Origin of the sequence: Spirulina major PCC 6313, assembly GCF_001890765.1 — a bacterium.
Lineage (GTDB): Bacteria > Cyanobacteriota > Cyanobacteriia > Cyanobacteriales > Spirulinaceae > Spirulina > Spirulina major.
Genome location: NZ_KV878783.1, coordinates 4,069,243 through 4,091,089 on the forward strand (window position 1 = coordinate 4,069,243; position 21,847 = coordinate 4,091,089).

The 21,847-nt window shown below is 54.2% G+C and carries 16 protein-coding genes and 1 pseudogene; 9 read left to right on the forward strand and 8 right to left on the reverse strand.

Going from position 1 to position 21,847, the window contains the following annotated elements; genetic code table 11:
• Positions 1 to 291 precede the first annotated feature (291 nt).
• The gene (gene uvrA, locus SPI6313_RS18010; RefSeq protein ID WP_072622235.1) at positions 292 to 3,135 is read left to right on the forward strand and encodes an excinuclease ABC subunit UvrA; all 2,844 of its coding nucleotides are present in this window, start codon (positions 292 to 294) and stop codon (positions 3,133 to 3,135) included.
• A gap of 179 nt (positions 3,136 to 3,314) precedes the next feature.
• Here the strand turns inward: uvrA and SPI6313_RS18015 are convergent, their stop codons facing one another.
• The 6 genes and pseudogenes from SPI6313_RS18015 to SPI6313_RS25205 form a co-directional block, all read right to left on the reverse strand.
• Positions 3,315 to 4,466 carry a pyridoxal-phosphate-dependent aminotransferase family protein gene (locus SPI6313_RS18015; RefSeq protein ID WP_072622236.1) on the reverse strand — a complete coding sequence of 384 codons (1,152 nt, stop codon included), beginning with the start codon at positions 4,464 to 4,466 and terminating at the stop codon, positions 3,315 to 3,317.
• A gap of 59 nt (positions 4,467 to 4,525) precedes the next feature.
• Complete coding sequence (locus SPI6313_RS18020; RefSeq protein WP_072622237.1) at positions 4,526 to 4,807, reverse strand: DUF5340 domain-containing protein; 282 nt, start codon at positions 4,805 to 4,807, stop codon at positions 4,526 to 4,528.
• 72 nt (positions 4,808 to 4,879) lie between these two features.
• Positions 4,880 to 5,767, reverse strand: coding sequence for an indole-3-glycerol phosphate synthase TrpC (gene trpC / locus SPI6313_RS18025; protein WP_072622238.1), 888 nt, complete (start codon positions 5,765 to 5,767; stop codon positions 4,880 to 4,882).
• 228 nt (positions 5,768 to 5,995) lie between these two features.
• Entirely contained in the window at positions 5,996 to 7,420 is a 1,425-nt protein-coding gene (gene lpdA / locus SPI6313_RS18030; protein ID WP_072622239.1) for a dihydrolipoyl dehydrogenase, read from the reverse strand.
• 189 nt (positions 7,421 to 7,609) lie between these two features.
• On the reverse strand, positions 7,610 to 8,491 hold the full coding sequence (locus SPI6313_RS18035) for an Abi family protein (RefSeq protein WP_072622240.1): 882 nt from the start codon (positions 8,489 to 8,491) through the stop codon (positions 7,610 to 7,612).
• Between the two features lie 262 nt (positions 8,492 to 8,753).
• Positions 8,754 to 8,888: pseudogene (locus tag SPI6313_RS25205) on the reverse strand (Uma2 family endonuclease); the annotation flags it as partial.
• A gap of 163 nt (positions 8,889 to 9,051) precedes the next feature.
• On the opposite strand from SPI6313_RS25205, the gene sat reads away from it, so the two are divergent.
• The 8 genes from sat (at position 9,052) to SPI6313_RS18080 (ending at position 20,531) form a co-directional block, all read left to right on the forward strand.
• Positions 9,052 to 10,215 carry a sulfate adenylyltransferase gene (gene sat / locus SPI6313_RS18045; protein WP_072622242.1) on the forward strand — a complete coding sequence of 388 codons (1,164 nt, stop codon included), beginning with the start codon at positions 9,052 to 9,054 and terminating at the stop codon, positions 10,213 to 10,215.
• 235 nt (positions 10,216 to 10,450) lie between these two features.
• Entirely contained in the window at positions 10,451 to 12,616 is a 2,166-nt protein-coding gene (locus tag SPI6313_RS18050) for a caspase family protein (RefSeq protein WP_175551180.1), read from the forward strand.
• An 84-nt stretch (positions 12,617 to 12,700) separates the two neighbouring features.
• Entirely contained in the window at positions 12,701 to 13,240 is a 540-nt protein-coding gene (gene pyrR, locus SPI6313_RS18055) for a bifunctional pyr operon transcriptional regulator/uracil phosphoribosyltransferase PyrR (RefSeq protein ID WP_072622243.1), read from the forward strand.
• A 32-nt stretch (positions 13,241 to 13,272) separates the two neighbouring features.
• A complete protein-coding gene (locus SPI6313_RS18060) occupies positions 13,273 to 15,090 on the forward strand; it encodes a hypothetical protein (protein WP_072622244.1) in 1,818 nt (605 codons plus the stop codon).
• Between the two features lie 138 nt (positions 15,091 to 15,228).
• Positions 15,229 to 17,031, forward strand: a complete 1,803-nt coding sequence (locus tag SPI6313_RS18065) for a cytochrome c biogenesis ResB family protein (protein WP_217650647.1) — start codon at positions 15,229 to 15,231, stop codon at positions 17,029 to 17,031.
• An 80-nt stretch (positions 17,032 to 17,111) separates the two neighbouring features.
• On the forward strand, positions 17,112 to 18,824 hold the full coding sequence (locus SPI6313_RS18070) for a cytochrome c biogenesis protein (RefSeq protein WP_072622246.1): 1,713 nt from the start codon (positions 17,112 to 17,114) through the stop codon (positions 18,822 to 18,824).
• A gap of 58 nt (positions 18,825 to 18,882) precedes the next feature.
• Positions 18,883 to 19,350: a QcrA and Rieske domain-containing protein gene (locus tag SPI6313_RS18075; RefSeq protein WP_072622247.1), complete on the forward strand. Its 468-nt coding sequence runs from the start codon at positions 18,883 to 18,885 to the stop codon at positions 19,348 to 19,350.
• Between the two features lie 245 nt (positions 19,351 to 19,595).
• Positions 19,596 to 20,531: a pentapeptide repeat-containing protein gene (locus tag SPI6313_RS18080; RefSeq protein WP_072622248.1), complete on the forward strand. Its 936-nt coding sequence runs from the start codon at positions 19,596 to 19,598 to the stop codon at positions 20,529 to 20,531.
• Positions 20,532 to 20,556: 25 nt separating this feature from the next.
• Here the strand turns inward: SPI6313_RS18080 and SPI6313_RS18085 are convergent, their stop codons facing one another.
• Positions 20,557 to 21,000 carry a thioredoxin domain-containing protein gene (locus tag SPI6313_RS18085; RefSeq protein ID WP_084669102.1) on the reverse strand — a complete coding sequence of 148 codons (444 nt, stop codon included), beginning with the start codon at positions 20,998 to 21,000 and terminating at the stop codon, positions 20,557 to 20,559.
• Positions 21,001 to 21,029: 29 nt separating this feature from the next.
• A complete protein-coding gene (locus SPI6313_RS18090) occupies positions 21,030 to 21,635 on the reverse strand; it encodes a hypothetical protein (RefSeq protein WP_072622250.1) in 606 nt (201 codons plus the stop codon).
• Positions 21,636 to 21,847: the final 212 nt, after the last annotated feature.

The window sequence follows — 21,847 nt, forward strand, 5'->3', positions numbered from 1 at the left end:
GATTTGAAGATCGCACTGGATTCAATGAGGCGATCTTCAAAAGAGGAAAAAATTGCAATTGCCCCCACAAAAACTCGATTGATTGCGTGTGTTCACCTCCCCTTACAGCGAACAGGCTTGATAATCCGAATTAATTCTGACCACCCAAAAAGGAAACCGGGAGCCGGGCAGCGATCGCCGCTCCAGACTCGGACGCTCTGAACAAAGCGATCGCAAGGGGCTAAAATTGTTAAGGACTGTTAACCCCTTGCCCCTATGTCAGAGCCATTGAACCTATCCGACTCGCTGCCGATGCCTGCTGATCCCGCAGGAACCGCCCGGAATGTGATTCGGATTCGTGGCGCACGGCAGCATAATTTGAAAAATATTGACCTAGATTTACCCCGCGATCGCCTCATTGTCTTTACGGGGGTATCGGGTTCGGGTAAATCGTCCCTCGCCTTTGACACGATTTTTGCCGAGGGGCAGCGGCGGTACGTGGAATCCCTCAGCGCCTATGCGCGGCAGTTTTTGGGGCAGTTGGATAAACCCGATGTGGATGCGATCGAGGGGTTGAGTCCGGCCATTTCCATCGATCAAAAATCCACCTCCCACAATCCGCGCTCCACGGTGGGCACGGTGACGGAAATTTACGACTATCTCCGGCTGCTGTTCGGGCGGGCGGGGTTGCCCCACTGTCCCCACTGCGATCGCAGCATTGCCCCCCAGACCATTGATGAAATGTGCGACCTCGTACTAGCCCTGCCCGATCGCACTCGCTTTCAAGTCTTAGCCCCCGTGGTGAAAGGGAAAAAAGGAACCCATAAAAAACTCCTCTCCAGCTTAGCCAGTGAAGGATTTGTGCGGGTGCGAATTAATGGTGAAATTCGAGAACTCAGTGATGCGATCGAGTTAAAAAAGAATCACAGCCATTGCATCGAAATTGTGATTGATCGCCTGATCAAAAAAGAGGGTCTCCAGGAACGATTAGTAGACTCCCTCGCCACCGCCTTAAAACACGCTGAAGGCACAGCAATCATTGCCACCGATGACCAAGAATTGGTCTTCTCAGAAAATTTTGCTTGTCCGGAACATGGGGCGGTGATGGATGAACTTTCGCCGCGTTTATTTTCCTTTAATTCGCCCTACGGCGCTTGCCCCCACTGCCATGGGATCGGCAGCCTCCGCACCTTCACGCCGGAATTGATTATTCCTGACCCAAGCCAACCGCTGTATAGTGCGATCGCTCCCTGGTCTGACAAAGACAACGCCTACTATCTCTCACTGCTCCACAGCATCGGCCAAGCCTATGATTTTGAAATCCAAACCCCCTGGGATCGCCTCAGCGACGAACAACGCCACATCTTGCTTTACGGTGCAGACCAGCCGATCCAGATGGAATCCGACCCCTATCGCGGCAAAGGCTACTATCGTAATTTTGCGGGCATCCTGGCCATGCTCGAACGTGCCTATGCCGACACCAGTTCAGAAACCTATAAACAAAAACTTGAACAATATATCGTCTTTCAAACCTGCGAAATCTGTCACGGGCAACGCTTAAAACCGGAAAGCCTGGCCGTGCGTCTCGGTCAATACAACATCATTGAACTGACGAGCGTGCCGATCCGCGTTGCCCTCGATCGCATCCATCATCTTGATCTCACCCCACGCCAAGCGATGATCGGTACATTGGCGTTAAAAGAGATTCGCGATCGCCTTCAATTCCTCCTCGATGTGGGCTTAGATTATCTCACCCTCGATCGCGCCGCCATGACCCTCTCCGGCGGTGAAGCCCAACGCATCCGCCTCGCCACCCAAATCGGTTCCGGCCTCACTGGCGTGCTCTACGTCCTCGATGAACCCAGCATCGGCCTCCACCAACGGGATAACGATCGCCTCCTCAGCACCCTCCGCAAACTCCGCGACCTGGGCAACACATTGATCGTCGTCGAACATGACGAAGACACGATCCGCGCTGCGGATCACATTGTGGATATTGGCCCCAAGGCCGGGGTGCATGGCGGTGCGATCGTCTGTGCCGGGAGTTTTGACGATCTCCTCCAGACCGAAGCCTCCTTAACCGGGGCCTATCTCTCCGGACGGCGCACCATCGACACCCCCCCCGAACGCCGCAAAGGGAACGGTCGCACCCTCAAACTCAAAGACTGCCACCATAACAACTTGCGGCATCTCGATGTAGACATTCCCTTGGGTCAATTAGTCGCGGTGACCGGGGTATCGGGTTCGGGAAAATCTACCCTCGTCAATGAACTCCTCTACCCCGCCCTGCAACACCATTTCACTAAAAAGACCCCTTTCCCCACCCATCTGGGGAAAATTGACGGTCTCAACGCTGTGGATAAGGTGATCGTCATCGATCAATCCCCCATTGGCCGCACCCCCCGCTCCAACCCCGCCACCTATACCGGTATTTTCGACTCGATTCGCGCCCTCTTCGCCGAAACCATCGAAGCCAAAGCGCGGGGCTACAAACAGGGGCGATTCTCGTTCAATGTCAAGGGGGGACGCTGTGAAGCCTGTAGCGGCCAAGGGGTGAACGTGATCGAGATGAATTTTCTGCCCGATGTGTATGTGCAGTGCGAAATTTGCAAGGGGACACGCTATAACCGGGAGACGTTGCAGGTGAAATATAAGGGGTTTTCGATCGCCGATGTGTTGGGCATGACGGTGGAGGAAGCCTTACACACCTTTGAGAAAATCCCCAAGGCGGCCACCCGCTTACAAACCCTGATGGATGTGGGGTTGGGCTATGTGCGCTTAGGTCAACCTGCGCCGACGCTGTCCGGTGGGGAAGCGCAGCGGGTCAAACTCGCGTCGGAACTCTCGCGCCGCGCCACGGGTAAGACGCTCTATCTCATTGATGAACCGACGACGGGGCTATCGTTTTACGATGTGCATCACTTGCTCAATGTGTTGCAGCGGTTGGTGGATAAGGGCAATTCGGTGTTGGTGATTGAACACAATTTAGATGTGATTCGCTGTGCGGATTGGTTGATTGATCTGGGGCCGGAGGGGGGCGATCGCGGCGGCCAGATTGTGGCGATCGGCACACCGGAAACCGTAGCGGCTCATCCTGATTCCTACACGGGGAACTATTTGCGATCGGTGCTGGAATCGTCTCGTACTCAATCCTAATGCGATCCAGCCCCTCGCCCCCTGGGAGCGAATCCTGTAGGGGTTTGGAAGCAGCCTGAGCACCTTGCTTGAAAAAGGGGGACTTCTTTCAATTTTCTCGCTTCTAAAGGGGGCTTTTTCGAGGTTCCCCCCTTAAAAAGGGGAGTTAGGGGGGATCGAGCCAGGGGATTCACGAGGGGTTAGCCTTGGGCGAAAACAGCCGCGGCCGCGCCTACGCCCGCCCCTGGGGTAATCTCACAACCGAGATTCTGCAAGGTGGCTTCGAGGGCAGCGATCGCTGTGATAATGTCGCGATCGCAGACAAATCCCAAATGACCAATTCGGAACAGCTTCCCTTTCAGGTGATCCTGTCCCCCTGCCAGGGCAATATCAAATTTTTGATTCATGGTTTTGCGAATCGCCTCCGCATCCACTTGGGTGGGCATCACTGCCGTCACCGCCGGACTCGCGCAGTCATCCGCGCCCAAGGTCGCCAAGCCTAAGGCCTGCACCGCCGCCCGCGTCGCTTTTTGGTGGCGAGCATGGCGGGCGAAAATCGCCTCTAGACCTTCTTCGCGCATCATCTGTAACGCTGCTTGCAGGGCAAAGACGAGGTTAACCGGGGGCGTGAAGGGGGTGGTGTCTTTGGCGGTGGCTTTGCGATATTTGCCCAAGTCCAGATAGTAGCGGGGCAAGGTGGCGGTTTCGTAGGCGGCCCAAGCTTTTGGCCCGACAGCAACGAACCCCAAACCGGGAGGAATCATATAGCCTTTTTGTGACCCGGATGCCACCACATCTAAGCCCCATGCATCAATCGGCACGGAAATCGCGCCGAGGCTCGTGACCGCATCCACCATGATCAACGCTGTGCCGTGTTCTTTGACGGCGGCGTTAATGGCCTCAAGGTCATTGAGAACCCCGGTGGAGGTTTCCGAATGGGTGAGGATGACGGCTTTGATATCCTTGGCGGTGTCGGCTTGGAGTTTGGCGCGGACATCGTCGGGGTTGAGAGGTTTGCCCCATTCGGCGGTAACTTTTTCGACATTGAGGCCGTAGGCGGTGCAGATTTCAGCCCAGCGATCGCCGAATTTGCCATTACAGCAGGTGATGACGCGATCGCCAGGGCTGAGGAAATTAATAATCCCGGCTTCCATCGCTCCCGTACCGCTGACGGTGAGGGCCATCACATCATGCTCGGTTTGGTGGAGCCATTTTAAATGGGCGGTGACTTCCGCTTGGATAGCATTGTATGCACCGCTGCGATGGCCGATGGGGTGCTTGGCCATGGCTTGCAGGACACGGGCGGGAACCGGAGTCGGCCCCGGAATCATCAGCATTTGTTTATCGTTCATAGCGTGAAAGTTAAAAGAAGTGGGGTGCAACCTAAAACCCGCTAAGCGGGTCTATGCTGCTATTGTTCGAGGCTCTGGAACACCTGGGGCAACACATCGTCATCATTGGCCATTGTGCCCACACTATTCAACGACCAGCGATGCTCATAGTCAATATTGGCCTGATTGCAGATGGTTTCAATCTGACGCTGCTGGGCCAACGCTTTGCGAATCGTGATGATCAATTGGTGAATTTGCTCCCGGAGTGCTGGATTTTGATCCACCGCATGAATACTCTGACGCTCCAAGAGTTGGAGCAGCAATTCGTAATGAACTAGTGAGGGTAAGGGGATTTGATCCATGGAGCAGGGGCGGGGCGAAAGGTATAATTATTGTCCCATAGGTGATGATGCGATCGCACTATCTTAACAATCTTAGCGATCTTGGAATAGGGTCTGAATCGCAGCACCGGGATCGGGTTGTTTGACGAGGGATTCCCCAATCAAAACGGCGTTTGCTCCGGCAGTGTGTACCGTGGCAAGGTCAGCCGGGGTATGAATTCCCGATTCACTGACGAGGAGGATATTGCGGGCCGCGATCGCATCCTGACGGGCGGTGATCAAGTCACGGGTCGTGGCGAGATCCACAGAAAAATCCGCCAGGTTGCGATTATTAATCCCCACTAGATTAACCCCATCAATGGCTAAGACGCGATCTAATTCCGCTAAATTATGCACTTCAAGCAACGGGGTCATCCCTAAACTGCGAATAATTTTAACGAAATAGGTCAAATCTTGATCACTTAAAATCGCCGCGATCAACAAAATCGCATCGGCCCCATGCTTACGGGCGAGGAAAATTTGATAGGGGTAGAGGATAAATTCTTTACAGAGGAGCGGGATATTGACCGCCGCCCGGACGAGGGACAGATTTTCAAAACTGCCCTGGAAAAATTCCGCATCGGTGAGCACCGATAAACAGGTTGCTCCCGCATTGGCGTAGGCTTGGGCGATCGCCACCGGGTCGAAGTCTTCGCGGATCACACCTTTGCTCGGTGAGGCTTTTTTTACCTCTGCAATCAGGGCGGGTTGACGGAGGCCATCCCGCAGGGCGGCGTAAAAGTCGAGGGCAGGGGCGACGGATTGGATCTGTTGACGGAGTTTGATCAGGGGGGTGCGATCGCGCCACCGCTCCACCTCTGCCTCTTTATGCCAAACAATTTTTTCTAAAATATGGCGCGGCTCACTATCGGGCCGTCGGGCTTGATAGCAAAGGGGATCAGTATTGACGGACGGACTCGGATTAATGCGGCGAATTTCCATAGGTTGATTGAATATGCAATGGGCAATGGGAGTGATCCCCCCCTGCCCCCCCTTTTTTTAAGGGGGGGTTCTTTGCGCCCCCTTAGGGAGTGATCCCCCCCTGCCCCCCCTTTTTTAAGGGGGGGGTTCTTTGCGCCCCCTTAAAAAAGGGGGCATTCTTTGCCTCCCTTAGAGGGGAATTTTTTGCCCCCTTTTGCAAGGGGGGATGGCGCAGCCGGGGGGGATTCCCTAAGCGACTTTGGCGCGTTTGAAGGCCTCGTCGAGAATTTCCGAGAGGGTGGGGTGAGTGTGGACATTGAAGGCCAACGCTTGGACGGGTTTGCCATCAGCGATCGCATTGGCCGCCTCTTGGATCAAGTCCGATGCATGGATGCCAATGATATGCACCCCCAACAATTCCCCGGTGTCGGGACGATAGATGATTTTGGCGATCCCGTCGGTTTCTCCTTCGGCCAGGGCCTTGGAGTTGCCTTTAAAGTAGGTTTTCGCCGTGGCGATTTTGAAGCCTTCCTCCTCTGCTTTGGCTTGGGCTTGGGGTTCGCTGAGGCCCACATAGCTAATTTCGGGGTGGGTGAAGGCGGCGGCGGGGATGCTGTTGTATTGGATGGTTTTGGTGCGATCGCACATATTCTCAATCGCCACCACCCCCTGGGCCGAAGCCGCATGGGCCAGCATCATCTTACCCGTGGCATCCCCGATCGCATAGAGGTTGGGCACAGGCTGACCGTCGAGGAGCACTTCCATTTTGTCGTTAACATCAATGAAGCCCCGGCGATCGGTGGCAACGCCCACGGTTTCCAGTCCCAAATTTTTCGTGGCGGGAATCCGACCCGTGGCCACCAAGCAGGCATCCACTTCGAGCACGTCGATGGTTTCTTTGGTTTTCGCGTCGGCGAGTTCGATCACCACGGGCGCACCGGGGGTGATTTTCTTGGCGAGCACGCCTTGATAGGTTTCAACGTCGCGGCCTTTGAGGAGGAGGCGATCGGCAATTTTGGCGATATCGGGATCAAACCCCGGCATCAGGGTATCCAAGGCCTCAATCATCGTAATCTCGCAGCCCAGCGCCGAATACACATCGGAAAATTCCAGGCCAATGTAGCCGCTGCCGATAATCGCGATCCATTGGGGCAGGCTTTCGAGGCGCACTGCGTCGTCACTGGTGTAGACGGTTTTGCCGTCGATCTCGATGCCGGGGGGAACGAAGGGGACGGAGCCAGTGGAAATAATAATGTTTTTGGCGGTGAAGAAGCTCTCACTGTTGCCGGATTTTACGCCGACTTTTTGCGGCCCATCGAGGCGGCCCCAGCCTTGGATCGTGGTGACTCCTAAGCGTTTGAGACTGTTGGTGAGGTCGCCACGAATTTTATCAACCAAGTTGGTGGCGTGGTTGGCGATCGCGCCTCGATCAAAACTAACGCTGCTGAGATGAACCCCCATGGCTTCGAGATGGTGGCGATCGCGCAGTTCGCGCACCCGTCCGGAGGCGGCTAATAAGGCCTTGGAGGGAATGCAACCCCGATTCACACAGGTTCCTCCCATGTCGGCGGCTTCGACGATCGCCGTTTTCAGCCCACATTGCACCGCGTGCAGGGCTGCCCCATGGCCGCCAACCCCTGCACCAATAATGATCACGTCATAATCGAAACTCATAGGATCTGTGTTACTTGCTGGTCTACTGGATGCCGGTCGTTGAGCAACGGCAGCCCAACAATTATAAAGGAGAAGCGATCGCACCCCTCAGCGCACCCCCGCGCACCCTGAGGGTCGTCGAAGGGCAAGCAGCCATACTCTTGTAGGGTGGGCACTGCCAGCCCTGCTTTCTCACAAGCCACATCACCATTATCTTTGCCAAATTGCACAACGTTCCCACCTCTCAGGAAACCCCATTGACGCTTTAGGCTGTGGACAAGATTCAATTAGAGTCAACAGGCGTTTTCCCCACCGATGCTTGGGATCGATTTGATCCATTAAATAAAGCATAATCACTAAGGCATTATAAGTTCGTCCTTGAGTAGTTAGAACACCGTTTAAGATATGAGACTTTTGTTTAACCTGTTTGGGTTGGATCAAAATTTCCCGATTCCAAAGTCTCGAATGATGAGCACAGGTATTTCTGATGACTGAAAGGTAGTGTACCCAAGAGACTAAAACTTGTGGACTAATTTGATAGTGCTTGGCAATTCTTCGCTTCACAATATCTTTTTTTAGTGATGAAAGCCAATATGATACTGTACGAAAGTACATTACCTCTACAACGACCCAAAGAGGAGGTAGATCCTCAGAATAATTGTTTTTGAAATGCTCGATAAAGTCTTCAGTAGATTCCTGGACTCGCTGCTTAAGATACTCAATATTTGATTGCCAATAGCGATCAAAAAGCCCTGATTGTAAATGAGCGTGAGCACCAGAATCCATAGAAAGCTCATAGGCGAAATGTCGCCTGATCGAAATTTCGATATGCTCTAGGGCATCTAAGAGGTGAAGTCTAAGTTTCCTATCAAAAGTGTAGAGGGCTAAAATATCAGAAAAACTCGTATTTTCTTTGAATATATGGGTATGATCTCGCTCAAAGGGCAGGAAATATGCTTTCAGTCGATAGTAATTAATCCGAGAAAGAGACTGTTCAGCGTCGTTATGATCAGGAATAATTAGCCCACGCTTTTGCAACAGCGAAATTTGTTCTGCAACAGTTTTAGGAGACTTTGTAAAACGCTGGGACATTATTTAAATCATAAAAATGACCCGCCACTTTGAGGATGTATTTGCATACAAGAGCCTGGGCGGGTTCTATTACAGTCTAGTGTAGCTGGTTGATCTTGGTCTGTCAATCTGCCAAAATCAGCACCAGCAATTCTCAAACCAAGGTGCTTTTTTTGTCGGTTAGACATTGGCGGAGGTCTCGGATGGCGGCGCTGGTGTTGCGTTCAGAGGCGATCGCAAAACAGCGCCTCACCCCCTCAGACACCGGCCAACCCGGAAACAATCGATATTTGAGCCGAGGCAGGGACGCATCACCCCGCTGTTGCTGGAGGGCTTGATAGTCTTGCCAGGTGGCGGGCGATCGCAGCACCGTCCCCGCTGAAAGATACAGTTTTTCGGGTGAAACCACCGTGAGCATCTTGGCCCTCCTGATCCTCGCATTCCCTCGATTGTAATCATCCCCCTTGCCCCAAGACATTCGCGCCTTTGCTCAAACCCAGCCCCGCCTCGCTTGAAAACTATACGGAACAGACCACCTCTTGCTAGGATCAATAGCCGGAACTCCAAACAATCCAGCACCTATGAGCACCCACGATCAGATTCCGGCCCACGGCGGGCATTTAATTAATCGGATTGCCACCGCAGCCGAAGGCAAAGAATTTCTCGAACAAGGCGAAACCATGCCCCGCGTTCAACTCGACGAGCGGGCCTTTTCCGATTTAGTCATGATTGCGATCGGTGGTTTTAGTCCCCTCACCGGCTTTATGGAGCAGAACGACTATGAAACCGTCGTCACCGATATGCGCCTCGCCAACGGTCTCCCCTGGGCAGTGCCTGTGACCCTGTCCGTGACAGAAGCGATCGCCGAACCCCTCAAAGAAGGAAACTGGGTGCGTTTGGATGATCCCAGCGGGCGATTTGTCGGCGTGCTCGAACTGACCCAAAAATACCGCTACAACAAAACCCACGAAGCGGTGAACGTCTATCGCACCGACGAAGACAAGCACCCCGGCGTGAAAGTGGTGTACGACCAAGGACCGATTAATCTAGCGGGGCCCATCTGGTTGTTGCAGCGCGATCCCCATCCGCTCTTTCCGCAGTATCAGATCGATCCGGCCGTGTCGCGGGCGAAGTTTCAAGAGGCAGGTTGGAAAACCGTCGTGGGTTTCCAAACCCGGAACCCGATCCACCGTGCCCACGAATATATCCAAAAATGCGCCCTCGAAACCGTGGATGGTCTCTTTTTGCATCCTCTGGTGGGGGCAACGAAAAGCGATGATATTCCGGCGGATGTGCGGATGCGGTGTTATGAAATCATGATGGATCGCTACTTCCCCCAAGACCGGGTGATTTTAGCGATTAACCCCTCAGCGATGCGCTATGCGGGCCCCCGTGAGGCGATTTTCCATGCCCTGATTCGGAAGAATTACGGCTGTACACACTTCATTGTCGGGCGCGATCATGCGGGGGTGGGGGACTATTACGGAACCTATGATGCTCAGCATATTTTTGATGAGTTTAAGCCGGATGAATTGGGGATTATCCCGATGAAGTTTGAGCACGCTTTCTATTGCACCCGCACGGGTCAGATGGCGACAACGAAAACGAGTCCGAGTGCGCCGGAAGAGCGGGTGCATCTGTCGGGGACGAAGGTGCGGGCGTTGTTGCGGGATGGGAAATTACCGCCGCCGGAATTTTCGCGGCCGGAAGTGGCGCAGGAGTTGATCCGGGCGATGCAGGGCTAGGGCTCGCCGTCAAAATCGGCTTCACGGTGAAAGACAAGGGGCTTTAAGCCCCTTGTTTGGTTGTCGGGATGGGTTACGGGGATTGGGGTTGGGTTGAGACGCGCTCTCGTATAATGTCAGCTTATCGGTATTGGGTTTTTAATCTGTTGAGGATGACCAATTGCTGATAGGCTGATAGCAAAGCATTCGCACATCAGCAGCATAGGTTGGTATGAGATTGGATCGACGTACCTTTTTGCAACAGGTCGGGCTCACACTACTGGCCACTGGAGCAGGCGCGATCGCTCCACCCCCCAGTTGGGCAGCGGCTGCGACAGAATACCAAAAAACCGTCACCGCAACAAATCGCCGCAAACTCGCACTCTTGGTGGGGATCGACAACTATCCCCACCATCCCTCTTTAGAAGGGTGTGGGATGGATGTGGAATTGCAGCGGGAAGTGTTGATCCATCGGTTGGGGTTCCAGCCGGCGGATATTGTCACGATTACGGATCAACAAGGGACACGGGAAAATATTGAAGCGGCGTTCCAAGAACATCTGATCAAACAGGCCCGGGAAGACGATACGGTGGTCTTTCACTTCAGCGGCTACGGGGCCCAAGTCCACCGCGACCCGGAACAAACGATCCTCACTAATCGCCTCGTGTCCGTAGACCGCGAAACCGCCGAAGCGACGGAGGTGGTGGGCAATGGCATTCTCGAAGAAACCCTGCTGCTGCTGGTGCAGTCCCTGGCGACGCGGCGGGTGACGGTGGTGCTTGATACCGCCTATCAAAGTTTTGGGCAGTTGCTCCAGGGGAGTTGGCGATCGCGTGCTCATCCCGATGCCCCCGCCGAACACCCCAGCCAAGCAGAATTAGCAGTGGCGGCACAACTCCAGCAACGCCTTGGCAAAAAAACACGCCTTAGCCATTCCTCAGCATCCCGTTGGGAGCAATATTCAGGGGTGCTCTTGGGCAGTGAAGCCGCCCTCGAAGGCCGCTGGCGGGGCTTTAGTGCGGGCTTATTAACCTATAGCCTCACCCAATGGCTCTGGGAAATGACCCCTTCGCCCACGGTCTTGATGACCCTCAAACATTTAAGCGAAACCCTCGTTCCCATTGCCGATCAACAACCCTACCTGCGGGGCAAAGCCAAGACTCCGCAAGCGGTGCTCCCCTACGCCATTACCCCCAGTGCCCCGACGGGAGGGGAAGGCTATGTGGCGGCGGTAGACCCCAATTCCAACGAGGTGCAGTTGAAATTGGGGGGGATAGTGCCGTGGGTGTGGAATCAGACGGAGGGGCGATCGCGGGTTCGAGTCATTACCAATAGTGGCGAGGTGGGGGGCATTCTCCAGTTGCGCTCAGGCTCGAAACTGACCGCGAAGGCGATGCCCTTGGACAATGAGATCCGTCCTCAAGTGGGCGATCGCGTTCAGGAATGGGTGCGAGCTTTGCCTCGTAATTTGGGGTTAACCATTGCCCTGGATCACAGCCTGCAACGGATTGAACGGGTCGATGCCACCAGCGCCCTCGCCAATATTAAGAGTGTTGCTAATGTGGTGCTCGCCGGGGAGCAAGCGACGGACTACCTCCTCAGTCGGAGCGGTTCTGTAACCCCCGTGGCGATCGCCAGCACCCAAAAAAACCTGATCCAAGGCTATGAACTCTACTCAGCCGGCGGTGTGCCCATCGCCAACACCATCGGCGGGTCTGATGAAGCCGTTAAACTCGCGATCAATCGCTTAGTGCCCACCTTTGCCACCCTCCTCGCTGCCAAATGGTGGCGTTTGTTGGTGAATGCGGGGTCCTCGCAACTGCCTGTCCAGGCTTCCCTACGGTTAATCAAACCCCAGCCCAGTATTCTGGCCGTCCAGAGCACCCGCCGCGCTCGTCAGATCGCGCCCCCCGTGGCGGATCTCACTGCCCAAGCCTTCACCACTCTGCCCCTGGGGGGAATGGTGCAATACCAGATTGAAAACTTTGGTGATCAGCCCCTCTATACGATGGTGGTGGGTTTGGATAGTCGCAGTAAAGCGATCGCCCTCTATCCTCCCGCCACCAGCGATGCATCCCATTGGGTCGTTGAGGCTAACACCTCTCTGACGCTGCCCCACCCCTCGAACCCCTCGACCCTCACCGGCCTAATGGCAGGCACCTCCGGACTCACCCAACTCTATATCATCTGTAGTCGGGCCCCATTCCCCACCATGCGCACCTATCTCGCCCAATTGCCCCCCCCCAAGGGCGACGGCGATCGCTTCATCGAACTCGATAAACCTCTCCCCCTCACCCAAGCCCTCCTCAAAGACCTCCACGCCGCCAGCCAACCCCTCACCCCCACCGAAAACAGCGGCGATCATTACGCCTTGCATGTGGAAGCCTGGGCTGCGTTGCCCTTGGTGTATCAGGTGGTTTAAAGAGCAGAGCGTCCAAGTCTGCCGGAAAATTGGGCTATGGTAAGCGAGGAAGATCATTCCTGCTGTTTTGAATTGCGATCGCCTATGGCTGCCACCGTTGTTGAAATTCTCTCCGCCGACGAAATTCGCCGCACCCTCACCCGCCTCGCCTCCGAAGTGATCGAAAAGGTCGGCGACCTCTCTCGCGTCGTCCTCGTCGGCATCCACACGCGGGGCGTTCCCCTCGCCGAATCCCTCGCCGCCCAAATGATGGCCCTAGAACCCTGCGACATTCCCGTCGGTCAGCTTGACATCACCTTTTACCGCGATGACCTCAGGGCCATCGGCATGCGCACCCCCGCCAAAAGCGCCATGCCCTGCGATCTCACCGATCGCATCGTCGTTCTCGTCGATGACGTGATTTATAAAGGCCGTACCGTGCGGGCAGCCCTCAACGCCGTTGGGGAGTTTGGCCGTCCGGATCGCATCTATCTTGCGGTATTAGTCGATCGCGGCCATCGCCAATTGCCCATCCACCCGGACTTCACCGGGCGACATCTACCCACCTCCTCCGAAGAACAGGTGCGCGTCTATCTCCAAGGCTACGACGGCCACGATGCCGTTGAACTGATCCGAGCGGATTAGTCCACCGCAATCTAGCAATCTTTCTCTCCATCATGCCTATCTTTCGTCACTGGCGACATCCTCGCGTTCCTGATGCGATCGCCCTCTTTAACCTCACCCTCCTGTTTGCGATCAGTTGGCACATTCCTTACTACATCAGTGATGATGCCGCCATTCTGCTCAAATCCGCCCAACAACTGAGCCAAGGTGTCACCCCCTGGCTCCAAAGTCTCACCCTTCCGAGCGCCACCGATATCGCCCAAGATACCCAAACCTGGATTGTCTGGTATCCCCCCGGCATGACCCTGCTGTACTACCCCCTCATTGCCCTTGGTCTGCCCCTGGGGATTGCCGCCCGGATTACCTCCTATCTATTTTTGGTGAGTGGGAGTTTAGGCTGGCTTGCGATCGCCAAACACTTCAAAATTCCCCAACCCGTCCAAATCATCCTCGCCTGCACCCTTCCCCTCTACGCCCTCTCCGTTGGCGGAGCCGTGCGCCTCTGGAACAGCGAACTTCCCCCCTTTGGTCTCCTCCCCTGGCTCTACCTCTACGGTTTACACCTCATCGCCCGCTGGCAAGCCCAAGCCGCCTCACTCTGCTTCCGTAAAACCGCCTTCGATATTGCCTCGATCGGCCTCCTTGCCGGCAGCGTCTATTGGCTGAAATATTCTGCGGTCACCGCTGCGTTTGCCCTCTGTATTTATCTCGTCATTGAATTATTTTTCTATCTCAAAACGTCACTAAGCGGGCCACAAAAACTGATCTTACTCACGATCGGTGGATTCAGTTTTGCCATCCCACCCACTCTTCTTTCAGGGATCAACCAAGCCTTAACCCAAACCGTTAACATCATTGAACAATCAGAACTCTCAGCGTTTTCACCGGATCACCCACGCGGCTGGTACATGCTCCTTTTTCTTCTCGCTGTTCCGACCCTCTACCTCTTCCAAGGTATGTTTGTGTGGATGCATTTTGTCTTTTTTAGTGATAGCTGGTTGCCCTTCTTTTCCGATATTGTCTTTCATAATCGAATTATTCCCCTTGCCATTCTCGTCTTGCCCCTGAGTGCTGCAATGGCATGGCTACTATGGCATCATCGCCATCAGTTTAGCCCATCACTCTTAAGGTTTGCTGCCTGTGTGGCCTTTATTCCTCTCTTACCCCTTGCTTACCTCTCCCACCGCATTGGGTACAACTATTTGATGTTTAATCCACGCCATGGATCATATCATTTTATTATCATTGAAATAATTATCTTAACCATTCTTTTGCGATCAATACTCTTGCTCAAAAAACAACGTCAAAAGTTACGAAAACTATCCTGGTTTGTCCTGCTATTTATCATCATATTTCCTAATGCTTTTCATGTCAGCACTTTCGCCAAAGAAAACATTTTAGATCAAAATAATTCTAAATATTTCACCACATCAGAATACCTCTATGATCGAAACATCGCATCGCAAAATATTCCAGGGATTCTTACTGGAATTCAAGATCTAATTCAAAACCCACAACAGGATGTAATTACGCTGGGGCTTGATAATATTAGTGCTTTTTCATCATGGTTATTGGTGGATGGGCGTGTTTTACCGCTGGCCTATTCTGACGAATTGTTCGTAACAACCCATGGACGAGCAATGAGTGTTTATAGCGAAAGTCCGTTTCTGACCTCGGAGCCGTTGCGGGTGGTGTTGGTGGTGTCGCGATCGATTGAGCGCGATCGCCCTCGGTTCCAGACCCTCAAAAACCGCTTTCCCCAAGCGACTGATTGGCAGAAAGTTCCCGATCAACAGTTACCGGAATCCAACGTGGCGATCTACTTTACAGATTTGGTGGTGGACGGTGAGGCTCCGGCGGCGATCAAGTAGGTGGGATGGGTGGGTGAATCATGCATCGAACCATGATTAATTTGCATGATCGAGCCGGGTTTTGCTGCTTTCACTACAAAAAAAATGATCGAGTACCGACACCATGGGGGACATTATCTTGTTCCCTTCTTCGTGACTATGATGCTCCGTCGTTTGTTGAAAGGATTCGGCTCGATTCGCTTGGCAGTGCCGTTGATGGCGGCCATTGTGGTGATTTTGATCGGGGCGACGATGTACGAATCCCAGGTGGGGTCGAGTACGGTGCAAGAGGTGATTTATAAAAGTCCCTGGTTTGGGGCCTTGATGTTTTTGCTGGCTTTGAATTTGGGGGTTTCGGCGATGTCGCGCTATCCCTGGCGGGGGGCGCGGAAGGTGGGGTTTGCCTTGACTCATTGGGGGCTGATTGTGTTGATTGCGGGGGCGGCGGCGGTGATCCATGTGGGGGTGGAAGGGATGTTACTCGTGCGCACGGATGCAAACCCGACGAATCAAATTCGGGTGGAGGGGGAATTTTTAGAGGTGATCCAGCCCGATCAATCCCTGGCGCAGGCGGAGGTAGTGATTACCAATGGGCAGGTGAAAACGCGGCAGGCGGCGGGTTTGGAATTGCTGGATTATCGCGAAAATACGATTAAAACCGTGAGTTTTCAGACGGGTGGCGCTGTGGAGAATCCGGCGGTGCGGCTGGAGTTACGCAGCGATCGCATGGCCCAAACGGTGGATCGCTGGCTGGCGATCGCGCCGCTTCCCTATCGTTCGGTCACGATGGGCCCGGCGGAACTGGCGATCGCCCGCGCTGAGAGCGAGGCCGAACTTGATCAGCTTCTCCATCCCTCCACCGATGCTGATTCTCACCCTTGGGGAACCCTCACCCTCACCACATTGGATCAATCGAACGTGATCGATCTTCAGACGGCGGCCCAGTCGGATCAGCCGATTCGCGTCGGGGATATCACAGCGCAAGTGGTGGCAGTGTTTCCCAATTTTCAACTCAACGGTAAAGGCCAGCCGATCAGCGTCTCGGATGAGTTTCAAAATCCGGCGGTACAGTTGACGGTGCAAGCTCCGACGGGAAAAGAGCGGTGGTTTGTGTTTGCGAAACCGGATTTTCCGCCCGTGCGCACGCCGATCACGACGGGATTCACAGAGAATCTGAGGGTTGATTATGCGATCGCGCCACCCCAACCCCAAGACTATTTCCATGTGGTGATCGGGCCCGATACACAGTGCTATTACGTGGCGAAATCCTCCCAAGGGGTCAAATCCGGGACGTTTAAGCTCGGTCAAACCGTCACCCCCGGCTGGGCAGATTTCCAGATTCGCCTTGCCGATGTGCTCGACCATGCCCAACTACACCGCGAGATTGTCCCCGTTGAAGAGCCGGGCATCGAAGGATCGCCCGCCCTGCGTGTGCGCACGGCGGCAGGAACTGAGGCTTGGTTACCGTGGGGAGAACCGACGGTGATTAACGAACCCGACGGCGGGGAAACCCTGGCCGCCTTTACGCCCAAACTGTTGCAACTGCCCTTTGCGGTGCAGTTGGATGATTTCATCGTCGATCGCAATGAAGGCTCGGAGTCGGTGGCGATGTGGACAAGTCAGATTGAGATTATTGATCCGGCGGCGCAGTGGGTGGAAGCTCGGCGGGTGTGGATGAATCACCCCACCTGGTATCACGGTTGGAAACTGGCCCAAGCCTCGTGGAATCCGGGGGATCTGAAACAATCCACCCTGCAAGTGAAGCGGGAACCGGCGTGGGTGACGGCGTTAACCTGGATCGGGTCGGCGCTGGTGATTAGCGGGATTGCGGTGATGTTCTATGGCCCGGCAGTGGTGAAACAATGGCGGCATACTGAGTCGTCAACCGTTCCCCTCGCGTCAGAGTCTGAGGCGGAATTAAGCAGCGCGATCGCAACACCTGAACCCGTTTCCCCGTCCTAGATAGGCCCTCATCCCCGACCCTTTTTCTATTGGGTGAAAGAATCCGATCACTGCTCTTGTTGAACCTTTCCATTGAACCCATGAAATTTGCAAAATTCCTAATTGGACTCTGTTTAGGCTTAGTTTTGATTCTGGTTCCCGTCAGTCAATTTCCCGCCTCGCCCCTTGCACCGCTGCAAGATTTAGCGGTGCAGTTGGACGGTCGGAAAAAGCCGTTAGATACGGTGGCGCGGGAAACAGTGCAGCAGATCCACGGTCGTACCACCTACACCGCCACCAATGGGGAACGGTTGGACGGACTCCAGGCCTATCTCGCGTTGTTGTTTAACGATCGCGACTGGAACCAAGAGCCGTTTATTCTGTTCAACTATCGCCCGTTAAAAGCAGAAGTGGGGCTAGATCCGGAGCAAAAGTATTTCACCTTTGGGGAGTTGATGCGATCGCGCCTCGGCGGCATCGTCTCCACCGCTCACCAACACCAAGCCCAAGACCAAGACCTGAGCCGCGCTGAACGGGAAGCCCTGCGCCTCGAAGACCGCCTCACCCTGTTGATCGGCACGGTGAGCAGCCAAGACTTGCCCCTCGTCCCCCATCCCAGCGATCGCCACGGTGCATGGGTCGGCATTGCCGACACCGCGACCCTCTATCCTGACAGCACAGCGGAACGAATCACGAGCCTCTACCAATCCCTGCGCCGCAGTTATCGCCAACACACCGACGATCTCGCCAGCCAAGCCCAAACCCTCCACGACACCCTCGCCGACCTCAGCCCGACGGTGTACCCCGACACTGTCCCCCTCGAACGGGAAACCCGCTTTTATCGCCTCCACCCCTTCGCCAAAGCTTGGCGACTCTATGCGATCGCCTTCGTCACGATGTTGCTCGTCGTCCTCACGGGGAAACAGGAATGGGATCAAGGGGCGATCGGGCTGTTCGTGGCGGGGTTAGGGATTCACGGCTACGGCTTTGTGGAACGGATGCAGATCGCCGGTCGTCCCCCCGTGACGAATATGTATGAATCGGTGATTTGGGTCAGTTTTGGGGTGGCAGCGATCGCGCTTCTGTTTGAACTCCGCCACCGCGCCCGCTACTACCTCCTCGCCGCAGCCCCCCTCTCCATCGTCTGCCTCCTCCTCGCCGACAGCCTCCCCGCCGTCCTCGACCCCAGCATCCGCCCCCTCGTCCCCGTCCTGCGCGATAACTTTTGGCTCGCGGTTCATGTCCCGACGATCACCCTGAGTTACGCCAGTTTCGCCCTGGCCTTGGGGTTAGGCCATATCCTGCTGGGGTTCTATCTCTTCGCCCCCCAATCCCCCCGCATCGCCCAACTCAGCAAATGGAATTACGGTGTGCTGCAAGTGGGTGTGTTATTGCTCACGACGGGGATTATTCTCGGTGGCATCTGGGCGCATTTCTCCTGGGGACGCTTTTGGGGGTGGGACCCGAAAGAAACCTGGGCCTTGATTGCGTTGATGTGTTACGTTGTCCCGCTCCACGGTCGTCTCATGGGGTGGCTCGGTTCCTTTGGGTTGGCTGTAACGAGTGTGGTGGGGTTCAATGCGGTGTTGATGGCCTGGTATGGCGTTAACTTTGTCCTTGGAACCGGGTTGCATAGTTATGGATTCGCCACCGGGGGATCGCAGTGGATTGTCGCGGGTCTGGTGGGGATGGATTTGCTCTTGGTGGCGATCGCAGCCGCTCGTTACAAACTCCGCCCGACCCCCGTCCCCACCCCCACCACCGACCCCCATGTCGTGGTGACGAAACCGGATGTTCCCGTCAAACAGTCCTAACCCCCCCATCCCTCTACACTCAGTCTCTATAGTTTCAAAATAGTTTCAAAACACCATCATGGAACGTCGTCAATTTTTAAGCTGGGTCAGCGTTGGGATGCTTGCTAGTTCCCTGCCGATGGTCTTAGCCGCCTGCGGGACTGAAACCACCGCCGACGAACCCAGCCCCGAAGCCTCACCCCCCGAACCCGACATCGACACCACCCCACGGGAGGACGGGTTTCAAGCCCTCGCCACCATCGAACAGGTCAACGCTGAACCCGTGGTGGATAAAACCAATACCGCCGCCTATGTGATGATTTTTCGGCATCCGGATACCGCTGATCTCGTCGCCCTCAATCCCATGTGTACCCATCAGGGCTGCACCGTCAAGCTCGACCCCGACGCGAAAAATTTACCCTGTCCCTGCCATGGTTCCGTCTTTGCCCTGGATGGGTCTGTGACCACTGGGCCGGCGGAAAAACCGTTACCCGTCTTTGAAGTGAAAGAAGAAGATGGCTTAGTTTTGGTTAAGGTCAGTGCTTAGTTTGCTCCAGCTTGCTCAGAAATCATCACCTACAGATCAGAAGCCCCTCGCCTTGTGGGAGAGGGGTTTGGGGTGAGGGTAATGAGTGAACAAGCTGTAGTGCAGGATGACACAATTTAGGGGTTTTTTTGCCGGTGATCTGTTTCGGTAGCGTTAAGATTGGCGGTAATATTCTTCATGTTAATCTGGAGTGATTCCACACCGGAACCATTCATCGCATCTCTTGTTTCAATCTTTGAATCGCTATGACATTATTCACGCCCGACGACGTTTTAGAGCGAATTAAAACCGGTCAATCCCTCCAAAAAGCAGAGCTAAGTCACCTCGATTTATCCGGCTGTACGATTACAGGAGGAGATTTTAATCAAGCTTATATAAAGAGTGGAAATTTTTCAGGAGCGATCGCCTACAAGACCAAATTTACCCAGACGATTCTACATTTTTCAAACTTTGATCATGCCAAGGTTTCAGAATCAGACTTTACCGAAGCGGAATTGAATAGTGCCACTGGTAACGAAGCGGACTTTAGCAAGACTCAATGTGTCAAGAGCAAATTTTATGGCGCGAAGCTCAGTGATTTAAATGCCCAAGGGGCAAATTTTCAGCAGGCCGATTTTCGCGACAGTGCGGCCCCCCGTGGAAATTTCACCCACGCAATCGGCGATCGCGCCCATTTCGGCAATGCCCGGATGACCGCAGCCATTTTTCATCACAGTTCCTTTTGTCGGGCGCAGTTTATCAAAGCGCAACTCGAAGAAACCCAATGGCATCACGCCACCTTAGAACGAGCCAATTTTCAAGAGTCTCGGCTCCGGGGGGCTGAGTTTCTCAATGCCCAATTAATTCAAGCTAACTTTGGCCATACCCATGTCCAAAACGTGAACTTTAACGGTGCGGAATTACTCGAAGCGGACTTTAACCACAGTACGTTGATGAATGTGAATTTTTCCGATGCGGCACTCTATGAGGTGGATTTTGAGGGGGCGCATTTTTGTCAGGTGAATCTAGAAAATGCAAATTTGGAAAATGCAAATTTGGAAAATACGGTGTGGCAAGATGCGATCGATGTGGATTTTTCCACCTGCCATGTGGCTGGGGCAACGTTTACCGATGCGCAAGGGCTGACGGCGGCCCAAAAACAATGGCTGCGGGATCAGGGAGCGACGAATGTACCGCGTTAATTTTCAAGTCTAGAGCGAGACTTTTTCAAGCCGGGGGCAATAATTGCTCAAATAGATCGGTGAGGACGGGTTTCGGGACGGCTCCAACGAGATAGCGTTGAACGCGATGATCCGCACTGAGGGCGGTGAGTTGGGGCACGCCGGTGACCTGGTGGGTTTCCACGAGGTCGATCCATTGGGGGTCGTCGATGTTGAGCATGACGATGTTGATGCGATCGCCGTACTCCGCCGCGAGCGATCGCATCGTTTTCGCCAACCCTTGGCAGGTTCCGCACCAATCCGCGTAGAACTCAATCACCGTCGGCTTGCCATTCTCCATCGCCACAGCGTAGGGAGTCGCCTCCTGAGCCGAGGCTCGCAATGCTGCTAATCCGGTCAGGGATGATGCTGTCGCTGGCCCAGTGCTGAACCAACAGAGCAGGATTAAACCCACGGTTCCCAGGATTGACCCCATTTTTTGCTTCATCATTCGTCCTATCGTGCTCGTGATCATGGCGCTTATCGGAAGTAATAGGCCAAGAAAATATGACCCACTAACATTACTAAAAAGATACTCACCAGAATAATATGAGTCGCCAACCAGAGCGATCGCAAATTCCGAATTAACGGCCCTTTATAGAGGGTTGCGATCGCATCAGGGCCATCTGCCGTTTGCCAGCCAAAATAACGGCGGGGCGATTCTAAAATTCCCGTTTCCGCCACGATTCCAATCAAGGCTGAGAGGGTCACGCCAAAAAAGACCCAGAGGAAAATCGCGTTATAGTTCAACCCTTGCACCCCCACGGTATGCACCAGCGTTGAAGCCAACACCGCCACACCGAGAATAATATGCAGTGTTCGCCACAACATCATCGAGCCGGGAAGCGTGATTTTAATCGGCCAGCCCCGGCCGCGTTTGCGGGCCGTGAAGGCCATTTCAATCACCACAAACAGTAGGGAAATATAGCCGGTGATCTGTTTATATATCTCCCCTTGCAACAGGGCGTGAATATCAAAATAGTCTTCGCGCAAAATGTCAATATATTGCGGACTAAACACAAACGGCAGCAATAAAACCGCAGTGATGAGCGTTAAAACAATTAATTTGGCAAAATTAAGCTTCATGATTTTGGTTGAAAATGCCCTCGGTGTAGCAATTCTCAATGAATGAGGAGTCCACAATTCTTGCCGACAAGGGGCAAAAGCCCCTTGTCTAAGCTTGATCAGCATCTAAACTGCATATAGCGGTTTTCATAAAATTGCGGTATAAAGATCCCCCTCAATCCCCCTTAACAAGGGGGAAGTAGCGTTCTCATCTTTTCGCAATCCGCTATATC

What these genes read in the sequence shown, in the direction of transcription:
- SPI6313_RS18075 (WP_072622247.1), top strand. Translation starts at nt 18,883, where the DNA reads ATGGAACGTCGTCAATTTTTAAGCTGGGTCAGCGTTGGGATGCTTGCT.
- SPI6313_RS18065 (WP_217650647.1), top strand. Translation starts at nt 15,229, where the DNA reads ATGATGCTCCGTCGTTTGTTGAAAGGATTCGGCTCGATTCGCTTGGCA.
- SPI6313_RS18070 (WP_072622246.1), top strand. Translation starts at nt 17,112, where the DNA reads ATGAAATTTGCAAAATTCCTAATTGGACTCTGTTTAGGCTTAGTTTTG.
- pyrR (WP_072622243.1), top strand. Translation starts at nt 12,701, where the DNA reads ATGGCTGCCACCGTTGTTGAAATTCTCTCCGCCGACGAAATTCGCCGC.
- SPI6313_RS18020 (WP_072622237.1), bottom strand. Translation starts at nt 4,807, where the DNA reads ATGGATCAAATCCCCTTACCCTCACTAGTTCATTACGAATTGCTGCTC.
- SPI6313_RS18035 (WP_072622240.1), bottom strand. Translation starts at nt 8,491, where the DNA reads ATGTCCCAGCGTTTTACAAAGTCTCCTAAAACTGTTGCAGAACAAATT.
- SPI6313_RS18060 (WP_072622244.1), top strand. Translation starts at nt 13,273, where the DNA reads ATGCCTATCTTTCGTCACTGGCGACATCCTCGCGTTCCTGATGCGATC.
- SPI6313_RS18090 (WP_072622250.1), bottom strand. Translation starts at nt 21,635, where the DNA reads ATGAAGCTTAATTTTGCCAAATTAATTGTTTTAACGCTCATCACTGCG.
- SPI6313_RS18080 (WP_072622248.1), top strand. Translation starts at nt 19,596, where the DNA reads ATGACATTATTCACGCCCGACGACGTTTTAGAGCGAATTAAAACCGGT.
- lpdA (WP_072622239.1), bottom strand. Translation starts at nt 7,420, where the DNA reads ATGAGTTTCGATTATGACGTGATCATTATTGGTGCAGGGGTTGGCGGC.
- SPI6313_RS18015 (WP_072622236.1), bottom strand. Translation starts at nt 4,466, where the DNA reads ATGAACGATAAACAAATGCTGATGATTCCGGGGCCGACTCCGGTTCCC.
- SPI6313_RS18085 (WP_084669102.1), bottom strand. Translation starts at nt 21,000, where the DNA reads ATGATGAAGCAAAAAATGGGGTCAATCCTGGGAACCGTGGGTTTAATC.
- sat (WP_072622242.1), top strand. Translation starts at nt 9,052, where the DNA reads ATGAGCACCCACGATCAGATTCCGGCCCACGGCGGGCATTTAATTAAT.
- trpC (WP_072622238.1), bottom strand. Translation starts at nt 5,767, where the DNA reads ATGGAAATTCGCCGCATTAATCCGAGTCCGTCCGTCAATACTGATCCC.
- uvrA (WP_072622235.1), top strand. Translation starts at nt 292, where the DNA reads ATGCCTGCTGATCCCGCAGGAACCGCCCGGAATGTGATTCGGATTCGT.